General features: G+C 35.5%; 17 protein-coding genes and 1 tRNA gene. 6 read left to right on the top strand and 12 right to left on the bottom strand.

Annotated features, from left to right (window positions below; all coding sequences use genetic code 11):
- Positions 1-23 precede the first annotated feature (23 nt).
- From WC644_11660 to WC644_11630, 7 genes are all read right to left on the bottom strand, one after another.
- Positions 24-650: an OmpA family protein gene (locus WC644_11660; GenBank protein MFA5012593.1), complete on the bottom strand. Its 627-nt coding sequence runs from the start codon at positions 648-650 to the stop codon at positions 24-26.
- A gap of 77 nt (positions 651-727) precedes the next feature.
- Complete coding sequence (locus WC644_11655; protein MFA5012592.1) at positions 728-1993, bottom strand: hypothetical protein; 1266 nt, start codon at positions 1991-1993, stop codon at positions 728-730.
- A gap of 33 nt (positions 1994-2026) precedes the next feature.
- Positions 2027-2971: a hypothetical protein gene (locus WC644_11650; GenBank protein ID MFA5012591.1), complete on the bottom strand. Its 945-nt coding sequence runs from the start codon at positions 2969-2971 to the stop codon at positions 2027-2029.
- Between the two features lie 30 nt (positions 2972-3001).
- Complete coding sequence (locus WC644_11645) at positions 3002-4204, bottom strand: hypothetical protein (GenBank protein MFA5012590.1); 1203 nt, start codon at positions 4202-4204, stop codon at positions 3002-3004.
- 220 nt (positions 4205-4424) lie between these two features.
- Positions 4425-5408: a PhoH family protein gene (locus WC644_11640; protein ID MFA5012589.1), complete on the bottom strand. Its 984-nt coding sequence runs from the start codon at positions 5406-5408 to the stop codon at positions 4425-4427.
- A 73-nt stretch (positions 5409-5481) separates the two neighbouring features.
- The gene (locus tag WC644_11635) at positions 5482-6312 is read right to left on the bottom strand and encodes a LysM peptidoglycan-binding domain-containing protein (GenBank protein MFA5012588.1); all 831 of its coding nucleotides are present in this window, start codon (positions 6310-6312) and stop codon (positions 5482-5484) included.
- Positions 6313-6374: 62 nt separating this feature from the next.
- On the bottom strand, positions 6375-6632 hold the full coding sequence (locus tag WC644_11630) for a hypothetical protein (protein MFA5012587.1): 258 nt from the start codon (positions 6630-6632) through the stop codon (positions 6375-6377).
- 288 nt (positions 6633-6920) lie between these two features.
- Between WC644_11630 and WC644_11625 the strand changes: the two genes are divergently transcribed.
- From WC644_11625 to WC644_11600, 6 genes are all read left to right on the top strand, one after another.
- Positions 6921-7004: transfer RNA gene (locus WC644_11625), tRNA-Leu, on the top strand.
- A 27-nt stretch (positions 7005-7031) separates the two neighbouring features.
- Positions 7032-8768: a single-stranded-DNA-specific exonuclease RecJ gene (gene recJ, locus WC644_11620; GenBank protein ID MFA5012586.1), complete on the top strand. Its 1737-nt coding sequence runs from the start codon at positions 7032-7034 to the stop codon at positions 8766-8768.
- Positions 8769-8800: 32 nt separating this feature from the next.
- Positions 8801-9523, top strand: a complete 723-nt coding sequence (locus WC644_11615; protein ID MFA5012585.1) for a YebC/PmpR family DNA-binding transcriptional regulator — start codon at positions 8801-8803, stop codon at positions 9521-9523.
- A 2-nt stretch (positions 9524-9525) separates the two neighbouring features.
- Entirely contained in the window at positions 9526-10086 is a 561-nt protein-coding gene (gene ruvC, locus WC644_11610) for a crossover junction endodeoxyribonuclease RuvC (protein ID MFA5012584.1), read from the top strand.
- Positions 10083-10700 (top strand): Holliday junction branch migration protein RuvA, encoded by a 618-nt coding sequence (ruvA, locus tag WC644_11605; GenBank protein MFA5012583.1) that lies wholly within the window; start codon positions 10083-10085, stop codon positions 10698-10700. The genes ruvC and ruvA overlap by 4 nt, the downstream gene beginning before the upstream one ends.
- 6 nt (positions 10701-10706) lie before the next feature.
- Positions 10707-11381, top strand: coding sequence for an inorganic pyrophosphatase (locus tag WC644_11600; GenBank protein MFA5012582.1), 675 nt, complete (start codon positions 10707-10709; stop codon positions 11379-11381).
- Positions 11382-11488: 107 nt separating this feature from the next.
- Here WC644_11600 and WC644_11595 read toward each other — a convergent pair whose 3' ends face one another.
- From WC644_11595 to dnaK, 5 genes are all read right to left on the bottom strand, one after another.
- A complete protein-coding gene (locus tag WC644_11595; GenBank protein ID MFA5012581.1) occupies positions 11489-12961 on the bottom strand; it encodes an exo-alpha-sialidase in 1473 nt (490 codons plus the stop codon).
- 81 nt (positions 12962-13042) lie between these two features.
- Positions 13043-13528, bottom strand: a complete 486-nt coding sequence (locus WC644_11590; protein ID MFA5012580.1) for a hypothetical protein — start codon at positions 13526-13528, stop codon at positions 13043-13045.
- Positions 13529-13736: 208 nt separating this feature from the next.
- A complete protein-coding gene (locus tag WC644_11585) occupies positions 13737-14666 on the bottom strand; it encodes a DUF4238 domain-containing protein (protein ID MFA5012579.1) in 930 nt (309 codons plus the stop codon).
- Between the two features lie 9 nt (positions 14667-14675).
- Positions 14676-15599: a hypothetical protein gene (locus WC644_11580; protein ID MFA5012578.1), complete on the bottom strand. Its 924-nt coding sequence runs from the start codon at positions 15597-15599 to the stop codon at positions 14676-14678.
- Between the two features lie 453 nt (positions 15600-16052).
- Positions 16053-17996 carry a molecular chaperone DnaK gene (gene dnaK / locus WC644_11575; protein MFA5012577.1) on the bottom strand — a complete coding sequence of 648 codons (1944 nt, stop codon included), beginning with the start codon at positions 17994-17996 and terminating at the stop codon, positions 16053-16055.
- Between the last annotated feature and the right edge of the window lie 55 nt (positions 17997-18051).

Below are 18051 nucleotides of genomic sequence, written 5' to 3'. Positions count from 1 at the left end.
TTTATTTTATAGTTGTCTAAATACTAATTTGGAATTTTTGTGTATTCAATTCTTCTATTCTTCTGCATATTTTCAGGAGATGTATTAGGTACTAAAGGTTTATTAAAACTGTAACCAACAGTAGTTAGTCTGCCAGCATCAATTCCATTATTAACTAACCATTGTTTAACAGATTTTGCCCTATTTTCAGAAAGTTTTTGATTATACTTTGCTGTACCTCTTGTGTCGCAGTGACCACCAATTTCATATCTTTCAGTTGGATGGGTTTTCAAGTATTCCAGAGCTTTGTTAAGGATAGGAAGACTTTCAGGCATTATTTCTGCGCTACTTGTTTTAAACACTATACCTTCAAGCACGCCATTTTCTTTCATAACAAATTTTTTACAATCCTTCCATTTATTGTACTCTTCTTCAGCAGCAAGCAATTGCTTATCAAGATCTGCCGACTGCTTTCTTAACTTTTCAATATCACTGTTAATCAGTGAAAGAGAGCCGAGTAAAGCAGCTTTTTGTTTATTGAGTGCATCTATTTCCTGCTGGACAGCCGGGTCGTATTCATCGCAACAATCACCATCCTGAGCCAGAGCAACAGAAGAAAAGACTCCCCCCAAAAACAATAATGCTAAAAACAGTTGAAATAAACGTTTCATAATATTATAATTTAAGTTTTTAATTTATTATATGTAAATATAAATTTTTTCTTTGAAACTTTCAACTGCTAAATATTTTATTTTTCTTCGTAAAAATCACCGAGTTTGAATCTGGCATTTACTAAAGCTGTGACAACGGCAAGATTCCCGTCAGTACCCCTTGTAATTCTAATAGAAGGACCGATTGCAAAGCTACTATTAGCGAAAGATTCACCAATATTTGCAACATAAGCTTCAATTAAGAACTGCCAATTTCTGGAAGGGCTGTTAAAGGTATAATCCATTCTAACATCAAAAACCGATCCAGCAAATCTTAGTTCACGTCCAAGATAACCAGCATGAAATTCACCGAGATACTGTCCGAAATATATTTTTGCCCGAGAAGATCCAAAAGTTCTAATGGGATATCTGAATTCCCAGTTGAAGTAGCTTTGATTAGTAATAATATTATTGGGCATATAACTGCCTTGTTGTAAAGTATCATATTTATTCTTGACTTTAATAGGAGGGTCATAGCCACCACTATCAAGAACGGCAAAATAACCAACTTCCAGGAAATTACCGAAAGGAATTACGTAACTCGCCTGAATACCAAGGAGAGGTGCGAAAATGTTGTTATAGTTTCCGAATGTGCTTTGTTTGGCATTATCGGAAGCGCCCGAACTTCTTTTAAGAACAAGTTCCATAACACGCGAAGTGATACCAATTTTTGCACCAATAAAATGGAAGTTAGCACCGACCATATCAGTTTCAAGAGGACCAGAATAAGGAGTACCCAGCTGCAATGAAATACCAAAACTTTTCTTAAAAGGTATGCCAAGGGGTTCACCTCCAAAAGCATTTAGAAATGGATTAATATAAGCTGTTGTACTTAGTATTTCACGTTCTTTTTTAGGAGGGCTGATAACGTCTTTGAATTTAATATTTTTAATTACTTCGGTGAAGACAGAAACGTAATTATATTTCTTTTGCTGCAGATTAATTTTGTTTGTAGCCGACCAGTTCAAGAGTTTTTGCTGAACGGGTTTTGAAATCTGAAGCCAAGACATTTGAATTTTAGTAGCATCAGTTTCCTCACCAATAACGACGTAATGATTATTTGGGTCCGGGTCAGAGACATTAACAATGATTGTATAAGATGACAATTTTGGGTCAACAGCCATTTCATCCTGAATCTGAACGAACACACTGTCGTCATCGGCATTAGCGTTAATCTTAAAATACTTAAATGTTTTAGGGTCATTCTCATTAACTTCCTGAGAATAAACAGAATTGATACAACATAATAGTAATACCAACGCTAAAGAAATAAATACGGAAAAAGAAGTTTTCGAAATCTTCATATTATTTTAAATATAGATTATTAAAAAATTGAATTACCATTCACCAAATGTATACTGACCTTGTCTTTGAATTGAATGACCTGAGATTCTATCTTTTACAGAGACATTAAATGATGCTCTAAAAGGTGGACTTCCATTTTCAGTCATTCTTTCAAATTGCTCTTTTGAAGAAGCATATTTTAACTTAACGTCAAAGACACCATTTCCTTTATCTTCGACGACAACGGGGCCTGTTATTTTAACATCAAGTTGTCCGAGAAAATCATCTTTAACTCTAATTCTAAAACCAATAACACTCTGGAGTTCTCTTAGAGAAGCGTCGGAATTTCCAGTCTTAAGCTGTTCGAAAGTGATTTCAGGTTTAGCATTTTCTTTTGTGGAGACCGTTTTAGATTGACCTCCCTGTTTGTAAGTAACAGATTTATGCCCTCCCATAGTGAAAGACCTTGAACCACCAGCGGGAATGGAAACAATAAGACTACCATCATCACCGTATATATCCAAAGAAACATTTCCTCTGTTAGTAATAGTATTTTGAGTATATTGAATTAAAGGAGCGGCAACGAGTGGAGTAACATCTGTCTTTTCCATTTCCACCTGTTGTTGCTGTTGTTGCTGCTGTTCAAGTTGTTGCAAAAGTTCGGGTTGATTCTTTAATTTTTCATATTCTTCTTGCGAGACTACGAGTTGACCAGTTTGAAGTGTAATCATATTCGGAGAAATCTGAGGTGCAACAAAATTTTTTAAATCCGCAATATTTCTCAATGAATCAAGTTCTAATTTCGGAACGAGTCCGAGTGCAAGCATTGAGTCAATATATTTTTTAAGTGAATCGGCATAAGATTTTTTCACTGCCTCTTCTTCGGTTAAAACTTTTTCCAGGTTTAAATCAGCCCCTTTCATAGTAATAACTACAATGACAAAAATATAAAGAACCTGATAAATTATGAATTTTACATCTCTATTATGCTTACTCATTTTTTAGAGTTTAAAATTTAAAACAATAAGTTAACGCTTACCTGCAAGGTATACCAAATTTTCAATACTTTTTAAAGCATTAGAATCCTTAAGAGAATTAGCAGTCTCATTTAGCAACGATGCAGTTTTCTGCAATTCAACAAGTGCAGCTGTATCCGGCAATTTTACGCTTTTAATAGCAGAAGAGAAACCATTCATAATTTCAAAGTTAGCTTTCATGGTTTCGGTGTACTCAGCGGTTTTCTTGACGACCTCCGCAGTTTTATTAATGCCATCAATTACCTCTTTCATTTGATTCAGAACCTGAGAATCGAATAGCTTAATTTGTCCAAAGTCAGCAACTGTTTTTCGAAATACCTCTAAATTTTTTGTGTGTTCATCGTTTAACTGCTTCGTCAACTTTATATAATCATAGATTTTGTGCGCTTCTTCGGCAGTGAATTTGGATAAACTTCCTGAACCTGTTAAGCTAACTATCAATCGTTCATTGTTTGATTTAATAGTTTCAACAAGTTTAGTCTGTAATTGATATTGGGTGTAATAATTAAATTCCTTTTCAACATTGCTAACTTCTTCGGTCATTGTTTGGTACTGCAATGCCTGAGTTTCGAATACTGTTCCGAATAATTTCCCGATTGCAAGAATTACGATAGATTTAATTTCAAAAGGAACAGAGAATCCAAGGAACACATCTTTTCCGAGCTGTGTTGATAAGAGAAGAATAGCGGCACCAAGTAAAGGCATTGCGGTTGCAATAGAATCTACGAGGCCACTAAAATTATCAACAGTTCTTGTAATGATTTCCTCAGAAGGACCTTTCAGAGTAATTTGTTTCTTCAGGCTTGCATTACTCATCCATGCAAAGACCATGAAAAGTCCAAATGCTGCAAACGGTAACCACCAGAACTGAACCGGCTGAACATCTGCCAGCTCGAGTTTAAATACACTACTGAACATTTTCTGCGCTACATCACCAAGGATCGGTACAGTAGAGACATCAATGTATAAAGACAAGATTAGAACTAAAATAGAAGGAATAAGTGCTTTTAAAACATCTTTTGTACCCGCCTTACTGATTTCATTAAGATTTTTATCTACTATATGTTTTCGAATCTCAACGATTTCAGAAAAGCCTTCTTTAAGATTTTTTATTTTCTCTTCGATAGCGGTGTATTTACCTGAAATGGAATTGTCATTTGATTTGCTATCATACTGATTTACGCTATTTGTCATAATCGACCACTTTAATTATAATTATTTAAAGTAAAATAATTGATAATATATGTAACATAAATGTATTAAACAATTAATAAATGTATGAGATTTCAATAAAATATTACTTAAACTGAGAATTGTAACAATTAAATTGGAAAATTTGGCGAGAAAGCATAAATACTTTGGTATCACAAAAGAAAAATGAAGCTTGTCAAATATTTATGAAAATGGAATAAATCTATTTATTTACATCAGAACCATTCCCTACAAACTTTTCGTAGGCATTTATAATTTCTTTTACAAGTCTATGCCGAACAACATCAGATTTTTCAAAATAGACAAAATCAACACCGTCAATACCTTTCAAAATTTTTTCAACTTGAATAAGACCCGATTGATCTCTTCTGGGAAGGTCTATTTGAGTTATATCACCAGTGATAATAGCTTTAGAATTTGGACCGAGTCTAGTAAGAAACATTTTCATTTGCATAGTTGTAGCATTTTGAGCTTCATCAAGAATTACAAAAGCATCATTGAGGGTTCTACCACGCATATAAGCAAGAGGAACAATCTCAATTATATTCTTTTCAAGGAACATATTAAGTTTATCTAATGGCAGCATAGCTTCAAGGGCATCAAACAAAGGTTTCAGGTACGGGTCAATTTTTTCAGATAAATCACCGGGGAGAAATCCAAGGCTTTCCCCTGCTTCCACGGCCGGTCTTGCCAGAACCACTTTACTAACCTGTTTGTTATTAAGCGCGACTATTGCAAAAGCAACAGCAAGGTATGTTTTTCCTGTACCTGCGGGACCGATAGCAAATACAATTTCGTTGTTTAGAACAGAATTCAAGTAATTAATTTGAGATGAATTCTTCGGTTTAACGATATCATTCTTATTTACAAAGATAATATCTCTATTAACAGAACCATTCTTAGAAGATCCGTTTGAGTTGTTATTATCATTGAGCAAATGAAATATTAAGTCAATATCTTCAACGGATAAGCTATTTTGTCTTTTTATAAGAATGATAAGTTCATCAATAATTCTTGAAATAAAACCGATTTCACTATCGGAAGGAGATTTTAAAAATAAGTTATCTCCACGAAGGACAAAGTATGAATCAGGAAATAATTTTTTGAGATGATTGAGATTAGAATCATTTACACCGCAAAAAGCGAATAAATCAAATCCATTAAGTAAAATATTCTTTTCCGTAATAAAAAATTTGAATTTAATTTAAAAAAGCCTTTATGCTTTCGCATAAAGGCTTAAAATATGAAAGAAACATCAACTATTTCTTCTTTTCTTCTTTCTTAGGTTCTTCTTTTTTTACGTCTTTCTTTACGTCTTTCTTTTCATCTTTCTTGGTATCTGTTGTAGTTGTTGTTACGCTCTTTCTCTTTCTTGTGTATCTGTATTTCTTTGCTTTTGCTTCGGCTTTTTTCTGTAAATCTGCAGTTAAAGTCGGAACAGAAAGAACCTGACCTGGATAAATCCAATGAGGATTCTTGATAGTCTTCGGGACTCTCGGAGGTGCAGAGACTACGCCTTTTTCATTAGCTTCCCAAAGAACAGGCCACATTTTAACGTTGTTGTAGATTTCTTTCTTGCCAGCAATCTTATAGAGGCAATCGCCCTTTACAACTGTGTAACCAGCTGCTTTTTCGGGACCCCATGCTGCTAAAGCTGCCTTCATTTTTTTGTATCTATCATAAAACTCAGGTAAACATTTAATTTTTGATGCTTCGATTTCTGCAAACATTTTTTCCGCATCTTCTTTATTACCCTGTTTTCCATTGATCTTTTTTTCGACAGCTTCAAATTTCTTTCTGAAATCAGCGACACCTGATTTAGTTGAACCTACTGATGCATATAAATCTTCTTCAGCTTTTACGACTGCTGCATCTTTTTCGGTATTTTGTTTTTTCAGGTTATCAATATCTTTTGATAATTGATCGAGTCTACCCATTAGGTCAGTCTTCAATGCGGTATTCTCATCCATTTGCTTCTGCCATTCTTCCTCTGTCATCTCTGGTTCTTCGTCTTGAGCAAATGCTGTCAACTGAACACCTAGACCTAAGGAGAGAACTAGTAAAGCTACTAATAATTTATGAAATTTCATTTTGTTAAAATCTCCTTTTTAAAATTTGTTTTAAAATTAAGTGTTTTTAATTGAATCAAAGATTACTTACAGTTAGCTTTTGCTTGATCAGTCTGTTTCTGGAAATCTTTGATCTTAGCATCTTTGTCAGCTATTTGCTTTAGCAATGAAGATCTTTCACCTTCTTTTGCATTTACTTGACTCTGAAGAGATTCAACTTCAGCTTTCAAGTCGTTTAATTGTTTTAATTGCTCTTCACTTACACCACCGCATCCGGCAATAAGCCCAGATAGAAATGCAACGGTAAGAAGAACAAAGAACATGTTTTTAATTCTTGCCATTTAATACCTCCGATATTTTAAGGCGTTTTTAAAATAAGTTAATTAACAGTACAAATATATTTTTAATAACTACAATTGTCAAGTCAAAATTCTAAAAAAGTGGACATGTTTTGTTTCAAATAATGGACAGGGAAAAGACAATAAAAAAATGATCCCGTACTCAAAAAATCATAAAACTCATAAATTTGATGACCGGGTATCGGTATTATTATAGTGATAAATTTCAAAATTGAATTTGTAAGTGTGTTTATGTAAATTACAGTTAAACACAAAATACTTCACAAGTAAGCTCAAATGGCGGAATTGGTAGACGCGCTGCATTCAGGGTGCAGTCTAAGTATTTAGGTGGGGGTTCGAGTCCCCCTTTGAGCACAAAAAGAAAAATAAATATGAGCAAAATTGGAAAAAATTTGGAAATTAAAACGACTTCACCCGGAAGACGGGGGAAAAGGATACGCCCGATTTGATACGTTTATTAATGAGGTTCGTAATCTTAACGGAAAAATAAAGATTCCGGAATCAATCGCGAAACTTCTTTACATGCGGGGAGTTACGGATTATTCAAAAGTCTTTAAATTTTTTAAACCTACATTAGACAAGCTCTACGATCCTTCATTGATGAAGGGTTGTGATAAAGCTACACAAAGAATACTTCAATGTATTGAATCAAAAGAAAAAGTAATGGTCTTAGGCGATTATGATGTTGATGGAATCATAGGCGCTTCAATGTTTTCACTTTTCTTAAAACACAATAATGTTGAGGTATCTGTATTTATCCCGAACAGAATTAATCAGGAATACGGCTTATCGAATTACGCAATAGATGAAGCGAATTCACAAGGTATAGAACTTATAGTTGCGATAGACTGCGGAATAACAGCAACTAATACAGTGGAATACGCGAATGAAAAGGGAATCCAGATAATAATATGCGATCATCACCAGCCTCCGGACCAGCTTCCGGAAGCATTTGCGATTATGGATCCAATACAACAAGGATGCATGTATCCGTTTAAGCATCTCTGCGGGACAGGTGTAGCATTCAAACTCATTCAATCAGTCTGCAAGATAAAAAAGGATGAAAAGTTTGCTTATTCACTTCTTGATTTTGTAGCCATTGCAACGTCATCTGATATTGTTCCGATAATAGATGAAAACCGCATACTTGTAAATGAGGGATTTAATATAATTAATAATAAACCCAGGCTTTCAATTAAAGCTCTTATAGAAAAGATAGGCATTAAAGAAAGCAAGGTAAATACATCTAATATAGTTTTTTCACTTGCACCAAGGATTAATGCAGTAGGAAGATTAGGAGAAGCGAGCAGAGCAGTTGATTTACTGACGAGTGAAGACGAATCTGTTATGACAGAGCTTGCGACAATTCTTGATGATGAAAATGCAAACCGTAGAGAAATTGACAAGATAATAACGGAAAACGCATTTGAGTTATATGAAGATGAATTCAAGGAAGCAAATGATTACTGCATTGTACTACACAACAACGACTGGCATCCAGGTGTAATCAGCATTGTGGCGGCACGACTGGTTGAAAAATACAATAGACCTGCTATTGTTCTCACAACGATAAAAGATTCAGCAAAAGGCAGTGCCCGCAGCATTAACGGATTCAACGTCTATGAAGCACTTAAGAAATGCGAATCATTACTGATACAATACGGCGGACACTGTCACGCCGCGGGACTTGAGATAGACGTAAATAATATTGATGAATTGAGAAGACGCGTTAATGAAATAGCCAAAGAAGAACTTGTGAAAGAGAAACTCCGACCGGAAATAGAAGTCGATATGGAAATAAGTTTTGAGGAAATAAATCCAACATTCACAAAGATACTATCTTTCTTTGAGCCGTTTGGTCCCGGAAATCCTCAGCCTGTTTTCATCACAAGAAATGTAACAATAGTAGATGAAGTAAGGTACACAAAAACAGATGCACACATATTCAAAATAAGTAACAAAAAATCAGATAAAGTATGGAATGCTATTCAGTATAATTCAAAGGATTTTGAAGGGAAAATAACAAAAGATGCTGTATGCGATATATGTTATTCAATAGATAAGAATTTCAAGAACGGCTATACCAAGCTTGTGATAAAAGACATAAAAATTCATTAAAAAGTATTAATTAATCTTATATAATAAAATCTATGTCCGGACACTCTAAATGGGCCACCATCAAAAGGAAAAAAGCTGCAACAGATTCAGCAAGAGGAAGAGTATTCACAAAAATCATAAAGGAAATAACTATAGCCGCAAGAGACGGCGGGGGTGATCCTGCGGGCAATCCCAGACTGAGGCTTGCTATACAAAGTGCCAAGTCAAACAACATGCCTCAGGATAACATAACAAGAGCCATCAAAAAAGGGACAGGAGAGCTCGAAGGTGTAAGATACGAAGAAATAAACTACGAAGCATACGCTCCTCATGGAATAGCTGTGATAATACAAAGTGTTACAGACAACAGAAACAGAACAGTTGCAGAGCTCCGCCACCTGATATCGAAGCACAACGGTAATTTAGGAGAATCGGGTTCGGTAGCCTGGATGTTTGAAAGGAAAGGTGTTGTTATGATTGAAAAAAGTACACATACAGAAGATGATGTAATGGAGATAATACTTGATGTTGGTGCCGATGATTTAAAAACGGAAGAGGAAACGTTTGAAGTAATATCATCCATTGAAAATCTTGAACCTGTCCGGAAGGCATTAGAAGAGAAAGGATACAAGATAGAATCCGCCGGCATGCAATATGTCCCGAAAGATTTAGTATCGCTGGATGAATCAAAATCAGCGGATGTGATTAAGTTTTTGGAAATACTTGAAGAGCATGATGATGTGCAGAATCTTTTTACAAATGCTGATTTACATTAAGAATGAGAATAATCGGTATTGACCCGGGCTCAGTAATAACCGGAGTCGGAGTAATTGAGATAAAGAACGGGTATTACAAAGTTTTAAATTATGATGCGATAAAAATGAGTTCAAAGACACCGATGCCGATAAGACTGAAATCAATATATGATTTCTGTCTTAAAAAAATAAAAGTTTATAAACCGGAACAACTTGCAATTGAGACTGCATTCTTCGGAAAGAATATTCAATCAACTATGAAACTCGGACAGGTACGTGGTGTAGTAATGGTAGCTTCGCTTAATTCGGGAGTAGATGTTTTTGAGTACTCACCAAGAGAGGTAAAGAAATCAGTTACGGGAAATGGCTCATCCACAAAGCAAACAGTGGAAACATACATTAAGAATATTTTATCTCTGAAAGTTAACAGAATGCTTAACGATACTTCAGATGCTCTCGCGATAGCCCTTTGCCATCATTACAATTCTGATAATAAAACCAGTTATAAACCTAACAGGAAGAAGACTAACTGGAAAGATTTTATTGAAAAGAATCCTGATAAGATTTACAGGAGGCAAACATGATTTCATATATAAAGGGTACGCTAAGGAATAAACACAGGAATGAAATATTACTGGATGTAAACGGTGTTGGATACAGCGTGTTTGTTTCGAAGAAAGTTCTTGAAAGCATACCTGAATTAAATGAAGAATATTCTTTAATTACTTATCTTGACGTCAAAGAGAATGCATTGACTCTTTACGGTTTCTTTGATGAAAAGGAAAGAGAAATTTTTAAACTACTTATTTCAGTAAGCGGAATAAGCGCCAGGACAGCGAACACAATATTATATTATGCAACCTTTGAAGAAATTATCGGACTGATTAACAACAGAACATCGTTTGCAACTGTAAAGATACCGGGAATAGGTCCGAAGAAAATTGATATGATTTCTTTGGCTTTAAAGGACAAAATATTTAAGATTACGAATGAAGCCCTTCCTGACCTGAGCACGCGGCTTGAGGACATGTCAGCAAACGAGCAGTCACGGTTTGATGCATTGAATGCGCTTATGAATCTTGGGTATCAGAGAAGCGATGCAGAAAAAATTATCAGAGAAGTATTGAAGAGCAATCAGGATACAAACTTGACGACAGAAGAAATAATAAAGCAATCTTTAAATTACATTTCAAAATAAGAATTTATGGACACAAAGAACATTGAGAAATTCTGGAATGAAGTAAGACCAATCTTAAAGGCACACCCCTGGCATGGAGTTTTTATCGGTAAACACTCTCCTGCTATTTTGACTGCATACATTGAAATTGTTCCGACTGATACATTGAAATACGAGCTTGATAAACAAAGCGGATACTTAACGATAGACAGGCCTCAGCTTTATTCAAACGTCTGTCCGACACCGTACGGACTGATTCCGCAGACATATTGCGACGAAAGAGTTGCGGAGTTTTGCTGCGAAAAAACAGGACGCAAAGGAATAAAGGGAGACGGCGACCCGCTTGATATATGCGTCATAACAGAGAAAGTCATCACGCACAACGATATACTTCTGAACGCTGTACCTATAGGCGGTTTGAGGATGATTGACGGGAACGAAGCCGATGACAAGATAATAGCTGTAATGCATAAAGATAATATTTTTGGTCAGTGGGATGATATATCCGATATGCCGACATCTTTGGTTAACAGAATTAAGCATTACTTTTTAACATATAAAGAAGCACCGGGTGCGGAAAAAAGGATTTGCGAAATCACTCATGTTTACGGAAGAGAAGAGGCGTGGGAAGTTATTTCAAGAAGCCACGAAGATTATATTGCTAAGTACAGCAGTTTGAATGAACTGCTGATGAATAGGTAGGTTAACAATCAGATTAAAAATAAAAAGGGAACATCATCTTGTTCCCTATTCGTTATACTTTCAAATCTCACCTTGTTACTTTATCAATTTGTTACTTTGCCACCTTGTCATTTAATAAGTAACATCTTCTTTGTTTCACTATAACCATAACTAATCAACTTATAAAAATAAACACCACTGTTAAGTACAGAGCCATCAAACGATGTTTCATAAGTTCCGGGCTGCAACCTTTCATCCACAAGTGTTTGGACTTCCCTGCCCATCACGTTATAAACCTTCAACACCACCTTTTCATTTCCTGATGTTATTACAGGGAATCCATTTGCAATGTCAAATCTTATCTTTGTCATTGGATTGAATGGGTTTGGATGGTTTTGCAATAATGAAAACTTATCTGGTATGTCCGAACTGATGTTTTGTATTCCGATAGTATTCCCAGTAGGGTTGCGTTTGTAAAATATCTCGTAGTGTCCGTCACGATCGTCCGACCAAACAACATGCACAACAGAGCCCGATACTGCAACTGAAGAATATTCTGAACTTCCGGTGTTATTGGTTAGACGTGTATCTGCACCCCAGCTTATACCTCCATCGGTTGAGCGTTTACAATATATCTCCAGATTCCCGTCACGATTGTCCTGCCAAACAACATGCACAACAGAGCTCGATACTGCAATTGAAGAATATACTGAACCTGCGGTGTTATTGGTTAGACGTGTATCTGCACCCCAGCTTATACCTCCATCGGTTGAGCGTTTACAATATATCTCCAGATTCCCGTCACGATTGTCCTGCCAAACAACATGCACAACAGAGCCAAATATTGAGATACAAGGATATAATGAGGTAGAAGGATCATTTGTCAGACGTGTAACTGCTCCCCATGTTGAGCCTGCGTTTGTTGAACTTCTATAGTATATTTCTAAGTTCCCGTCACGATAGTCATTCCACACAACATGGACAATTGAGCCTGATATTGCAATCGAAGCATCGCCTGTCATAATATCTGGGTTATTCGTCAGATTTATTTCTTCTTCCCAAATTAAACCTCCTTCTAACGAACGTTTATAGTATATCTCCTTCCTCCCCGATCCATTCAAGCGTGTCCATACTACATGCACAACCGAGCCGAAAACTGCGAGAGATGGATAAAGTGATCCATACTGATTATTAGTCAGACGCGTATCTGATCCCCAACTTAAACCTGCGTTTGTAGATAGTTTATAGTATATTTCTCTTCCCCCATCACGCTCGTCTACCCATATAACATGAACAAATGATCCGGATACTGCAACAGTAGGATACGAAGAAAACGCAGAATTATTATCCGAAAGCCGTATATCTGCACTCCAACTTATACCTGAGTCTGTTGAGCGTTTATAGTATATTTCCGGGTTGGTATTATTTCGCATGCTAGACATAACAACATGAACAAATGAACCACTTGATGCTATACACCACGCATTATTATAAGATGTGTAAGAATCCCCTGATATTGTCAGACGCACATCCGGCTGCCATTGTGCATTTACAGAACTTACAAGTGATAAAAATACTAATGTGTAAATAAGTTCTTTCATAATATTAAGTTCAATTTATATTAAATATTTAATGATTTTCTTCAAAAACCGAATTCTAGGATAATATTAATGACGTTATCTTCATGTATCTCTTAAATCTTTCCCTAATCTTTCTATTATACCATATGCCTTTTTTTCAATGATATCTATCGCATATCCAACTTCTAAATTCTTTTTAGTTCCTTTCGTACCATCAGGAAGTTCAATCTCAAGGTAATCAGGTTGAATAACTTTTACAATTGAGGAAGTATCATCAGCTATCTTAATTAACTCTTCTATTATTTCTTCAATGTCCTTTTTAAGTTGTTTATCTTTTATAAGTAATATCGTTTGCACTGATAATGCCTTAAATTTCCATAGGTTCTCGTGTACATTACTATTAAAACCAAGAGATAGAATCTCTTCTGAAATTTTTGCGAAGGACTCAAATTTTGTTTGTCGCAACCATTTTTTTCTTTCATATTCATCATTTTTACGAGTGATAAGATATGCATCAAGCAATTTTCCTAATATGGCTCCAATAGCAGCACTACTTATTAATGCTAAAATAATTTCATTTGTATTCATTTAAATATTACAATATTAAATTAATCTATTCTTTCTTTCCCAATATATTAATTACAAATGTAAACAAATATTCTTTTTATAACCCGAATACTCTCCCCGACCCAAAGGAGGGTATTCTCGAATGTATTTTTTTAATATTTGATTTCTATAACACATTTATTTCTTATGAAGCACCAGTTAGGAAAGAGAATTGAAAAAATTATTGTACTCAAGTGACTTTCACTCGTTCTTCTTTAACCCATTCATCAATTCTAGTTAATCCTACAATTTTATGCAACATTTCCTTGCTTCTACCAAAAATGTAGCGATCCGAGTTTATTGCGATGAATTTATTTATTGTTTCAATATTTCCACTATCTAAATTACCAAACCCTATGCAACTTCCATCATCTGCTATACATAACGATGTACAATAATTTAAGGGAAATACTTTTTTAACACCAGGGGTATCAATTCCATAACCTCTAACTTTGTCACGTAATTGATCACTTGTTGGTATTTTAATTATGGGGTTATCACTGGTTATAAATTCTGAAGTTTCTAATGATTTTGAGATGAACCATTCCTTTTTATGAAAGTAGTAACAAAATCCAGTAGCATGATGTATCATCATATATATCATATTTGTCCTATCATATTTAGCGGTAACTTGTTGATCTTTGATGGAATTAAAAAATTCTTCGGCGGATATATTTAAAGATTTATTTCCTTTCTTTTCTATATGTGCAATTCTAGCTTTTACTGACTCAATATTTGGGAACAGAACTTCGTTGAATTTTTTAAATGCTTTACTTGTAAGCTCGTTAGTTTGTTTTTCATACTCTGGTGTTCTTGTAAACAATAATGCTAAAAAAACAGAAAGGCTAACTTTTTCAGAATCATCAATAGTGCTTCCGTTAATTAATTTATCAATTACAAGTTTTGTAATACTTTCAACTTTGCTTAAAAATTCTTCAATCTGATAAATATTCTTACTATCATTCTTTAATGAATAATAGTCTTTAATTACAGCAGTATCTTTAATTGATTGTATTCTATATTCTTTCTTTATTCTATCAAATACCCATATTTTATTATTAATTGCAAAATTATCTAAATAAAATTTAGGGATGAAATGTTGTCTCTTATATTTCACCATAATAAAACACTATTTTAATTTTTCCAATATGATTTCAAACCAATGATCTATTAGTTTCTCAGAAGTAAAAAATAGACCATTATAATTATCGATACTCCATCCATTTTCCCATGATGGATTAATATTAAAAACATAGGAAACAAAATCTAAGTCTTCATAATGTTCTTCAAACATAAATCCTTTTCTAACTTTCTTCTTTATCGAAATATCTAAATGAGCTCCATATAATGAATTACTGAACTTTGTCCACCAATGAATATTTAATATGTAGGGATGAGCTTTAATTTGCATATAATCATATTCATCCTTTTTAATTGTAAAATACAAACTCTTTGCATTTTCTGTCAAATAATTTATTCTTTCTCTACATATGTTGAATAAACTTCTTAACTCATCATTTGCTCTATGTATTCCATCATTTTCGGTTTCAAGAGTTCTTCTAATTTTAGTTAAATTTTCTCTTTCATAGGCAATTCTCTTTGCTTTTTCTACAAAACTTTCGTTTTTTACTTTACCGCCTAATTCTTTAACTTTATTTTCAATTACCTTTGCAATTCCTTCATTTCCAAAGTCTGTATAATCCACCCAGATATGAGAAGTGGGGTACCAGTCAGGGATTATAATCTTTTTGTCTAATTTAACTAAAATTATAAAATCCCAATCGGTTTTTACTATTCTATCTCTTATAGCAATTTCCTCCTTTGTTGTCCAATCTGTTTTCCCCCATTTTTCAGAAAATAAGACAACAACAATTTTTGATTGATTGTTAAAAACATTATAGAACAAATTAAGACCATCTTCCGAAGCTATTGATTCTTTATTTTCAAAATAGACAAATGTAGAAAACTTATTCTTTATTAAATCATTTATTTGTCTAGCAATTTCTTTGTCATCTTTCTCCAATGAAAATGCTACGTCATATTTATATTCCATGAAATATAGTTTATTTTGCTAAAATTACATATTGAAATGTAAATATTATACACATTTAAACCCAAATACCCACCCCGACGCAAAGGAGGGTATTCGAGTAAAAATGAAAGGAAAATATGGCTATTGCACAAATTTTTCTATTAGATAGGTGAAGTTGTAAAGATTGATTTCGCTTGCTTAGGGGCTTGTGGCGGCAACATTAAAAGCATATTCGTTACTTCTTCCCAAGCGGATGGGAAGGAGAGAAAGGAGAGGAATGGAGATAAAGCCCGTTGATTTTGAAAATGTTTTGCTTTGCCACTGAGAATCGGGCAGCGACTCGCTGCCGTCTGATTTTATTTCATAGCTTTAGCACATAAAACTTCACTGAATGAAAAAAGGGGGCTGAATTTAATCAGCCCCCTTGAATATATTTGAATAAAGGTAAGGTTTAAACCGTACCAGTTCCGTTTTTTACTTCTTATCGTCAACGACTTCGAAGTCGGCGTTTTCTACGTTGCCATCATCTTTTTTCGGCTCGCCACTTGCCTGCTGACCTGCACCGGGATTTGGTCCCTGCTCAGCACCGGGCTGCGATTTTGCCTGTGAGTACATCTTTGAAGAAGCTTCGTTCCAGACTGTGTTATACTGCTCCATTGCAGATTTCATTTCTGAAACGTTATTTGTTTTCACTGCTTCTTTCAGTCTATCAATAGCTGCCTGAATCTTTGAGCGTGTTTCCTGATCGAGCTTACCCTCGAATTCTTTGAGCTGCTTTTCGCCCTGAAATACCATAGCGTCTGCCTGATTCTTCAAATCAATTTCTTCTTTCTTCTGCTTATCTTCTGCTTCGTGTTCCTTTGCATCTTTCTTCATTTTTTCAATTTCCTTATCGGTCAAGCCGGATGAATGAGTAATCTTGATATCCTGCGACTTGCCAGTGCCGAGGTCTTTTGCGGCGACATTGAGAATACCGTTGGCATCAATATCAAACGTGACTTCAATCTGCGGAATACCGCGAGGTGAAGGAGGAATTCCATCAAGATGAAACCTTCCGAGTGTTCTGTTATCGGCTGCCATCGGACGTTCGCCCTGAAGGACGTGAATTTCAACAGACGGCTGATTGTCGGCTGCTGTCGAGAAGACCTGTGACTTCTTTGAAGGAATTGTAGTATTCGCTTCAATAAGTTTTGTCATAACACCCCCAAGAGTTTCAATACCGAGTGAAAGCGGAGTTACGTCGAGCAGGAGAACATCGTGAACATCACCCGCAAGAACACCGCCCTGAATTGCGGCACCGATTGCTACAACTTCATCGGGATTTACGCCTTTGTGCGGCTCTCTTCCGAAGACACGCTTGACTGTTTCCTGAACGGCAGGAATACGTGTTGAACCACCGACAAGAATGACTTCATCCAAATCGCTAATGCTGAGTCCTGAATCCTGAATTGCCTTCTGGCAAGGACCGACAGTTCTTTCAACGAGGTCGCTTACAAGTGATTCAAACTTTGCACGAGTGATAGTTTCAACAAGAAACTTCGGACCATCGGCAGTTGCAGTTATATACGGAAGATTCACTTCAGTCTGCGGAGTTGAAGAAAGCTGCTTCTTGGCGCTTTCAGCTGCTTCTTTAAGTCTTTGCAAAGCCATCGGGTCTTTTCTTAAATCAATACCTTCTTTCTTCTGAAACTCATCGGCAAGATAATCCATAAGTCTCTGGTCGAAGTCGTCACCGCCAAGATGTCCGTCACCGTTTGTTGACTTAACTTCAAATACACCGTCACCGAGTTCGAGAATAGAAATATCAAAAGTACCTCCACCAAGGTCATACACAGCAACTTTATGATTCTTCTTGCTTTTATCGAGACCGTAAGCAAGAGCGGCTGCGGTCGGCTCATTAATGATTCTCTTTACGTCGAGACCAGCAATCTTCCCTGCATCTTTAGTTGCCTGTCTTTGAGCATCGTTGAAGTAAGCGGGAACGGTGATGACTGCTTCAGTCACGGGTTGACCGAGATAATCCTCTGCAGTTTTCTTCATTTTCTGAAGAACCATAGCAGAAATTTCAGGCGGAGAATAAACTCTCATCTGATTAGTAGATTTATCTTCAACTTCAACACGCGCGACATCATTATCGCCTCTAATGACTTTATAAGGCACTTCGCTGATTTCAGAAGAAACCTCATCATACCTTCTTCCCATAAATCTTTTAATAGAGAAGATTGTATTTGAAGGATTCGTAACAGCCTGACGCTTTGCCGCATCCCCAACCAGTCTTTCTCCCGTCTTTGAAAAGGCAACTACAGACGGAGTAGTTCTCATACCTTCAGCATTAGGTATGACGACCGGGTCATTACCTTCCATCACAGCAACGCAAGAGTTAGTAGTGCCTAAGTCGATTCCAATAATTTTTCCCATTTTACAAATCCTTTCTTTTTGTAAGAAAACTACCTGCCGATTAGAACAGGTAGTT

Source organism: Ignavibacteria bacterium (genome assembly GCA_041649015.1).
Classification (GTDB): Bacteria; Bacteroidota; Ignavibacteria; order Tepidaquicellales; family Tepidaquicellaceae; genus CAIKZJ01.
This window is presented reverse-complemented; position numbering and strand designations above follow the sequence as displayed.

Excerpts from the sequence above, each read along its gene's own strand:
- WC644_11585 (MFA5012579.1), bottom strand. The coding sequence starts at position 14,666 with ATGGTGAAATATAAGAGACAACATTTCATCCCTAAATTTTATTTAGAT.
- WC644_11650 (MFA5012591.1), bottom strand. The coding sequence starts at position 2,971 with ATGAGTAAGCATAATAGAGATGTAAAATTCATAATTTATCAGGTTCTT.
- ruvC (MFA5012584.1), top strand. The coding sequence starts at position 9,526 with ATGAGAATAATCGGTATTGACCCGGGCTCAGTAATAACCGGAGTCGGA.
- WC644_11630 (MFA5012587.1), bottom strand. The coding sequence starts at position 6,632 with ATGGCAAGAATTAAAAACATGTTCTTTGTTCTTCTTACCGTTGCATTT.
- WC644_11590 (MFA5012580.1), bottom strand. The coding sequence starts at position 13,528 with ATGAATACAAATGAAATTATTTTAGCATTAATAAGTAGTGCTGCTATT.
- WC644_11615 (MFA5012585.1), top strand. The coding sequence starts at position 8,801 with ATGTCCGGACACTCTAAATGGGCCACCATCAAAAGGAAAAAAGCTGCA.
- WC644_11595 (MFA5012581.1), bottom strand. The coding sequence starts at position 12,961 with ATGAAAGAACTTATTTACACATTAGTATTTTTATCACTTGTAAGTTCT.
- WC644_11635 (MFA5012588.1), bottom strand. The coding sequence starts at position 6,312 with ATGAAATTTCATAAATTATTAGTAGCTTTACTAGTTCTCTCCTTAGGT.
- ruvA (MFA5012583.1), top strand. The coding sequence starts at position 10,083 with ATGATTTCATATATAAAGGGTACGCTAAGGAATAAACACAGGAATGAA.
- WC644_11600 (MFA5012582.1), top strand. The coding sequence starts at position 10,707 with ATGGACACAAAGAACATTGAGAAATTCTGGAATGAAGTAAGACCAATC.
- WC644_11580 (MFA5012578.1), bottom strand. The coding sequence starts at position 15,599 with ATGGAATATAAATATGACGTAGCATTTTCATTGGAGAAAGATGACAAA.
- WC644_11660 (MFA5012593.1), bottom strand. The coding sequence starts at position 650 with ATGAAACGTTTATTTCAACTGTTTTTAGCATTATTGTTTTTGGGGGGA.
- WC644_11645 (MFA5012590.1), bottom strand. The coding sequence starts at position 4,204 with ATGACAAATAGCGTAAATCAGTATGATAGCAAATCAAATGACAATTCC.
- dnaK (MFA5012577.1), bottom strand. The coding sequence starts at position 17,996 with ATGGGAAAAATTATTGGAATCGACTTAGGCACTACTAACTCTTGCGTT.
- WC644_11655 (MFA5012592.1), bottom strand. The coding sequence starts at position 1,993 with ATGAAGATTTCGAAAACTTCTTTTTCCGTATTTATTTCTTTAGCGTTG.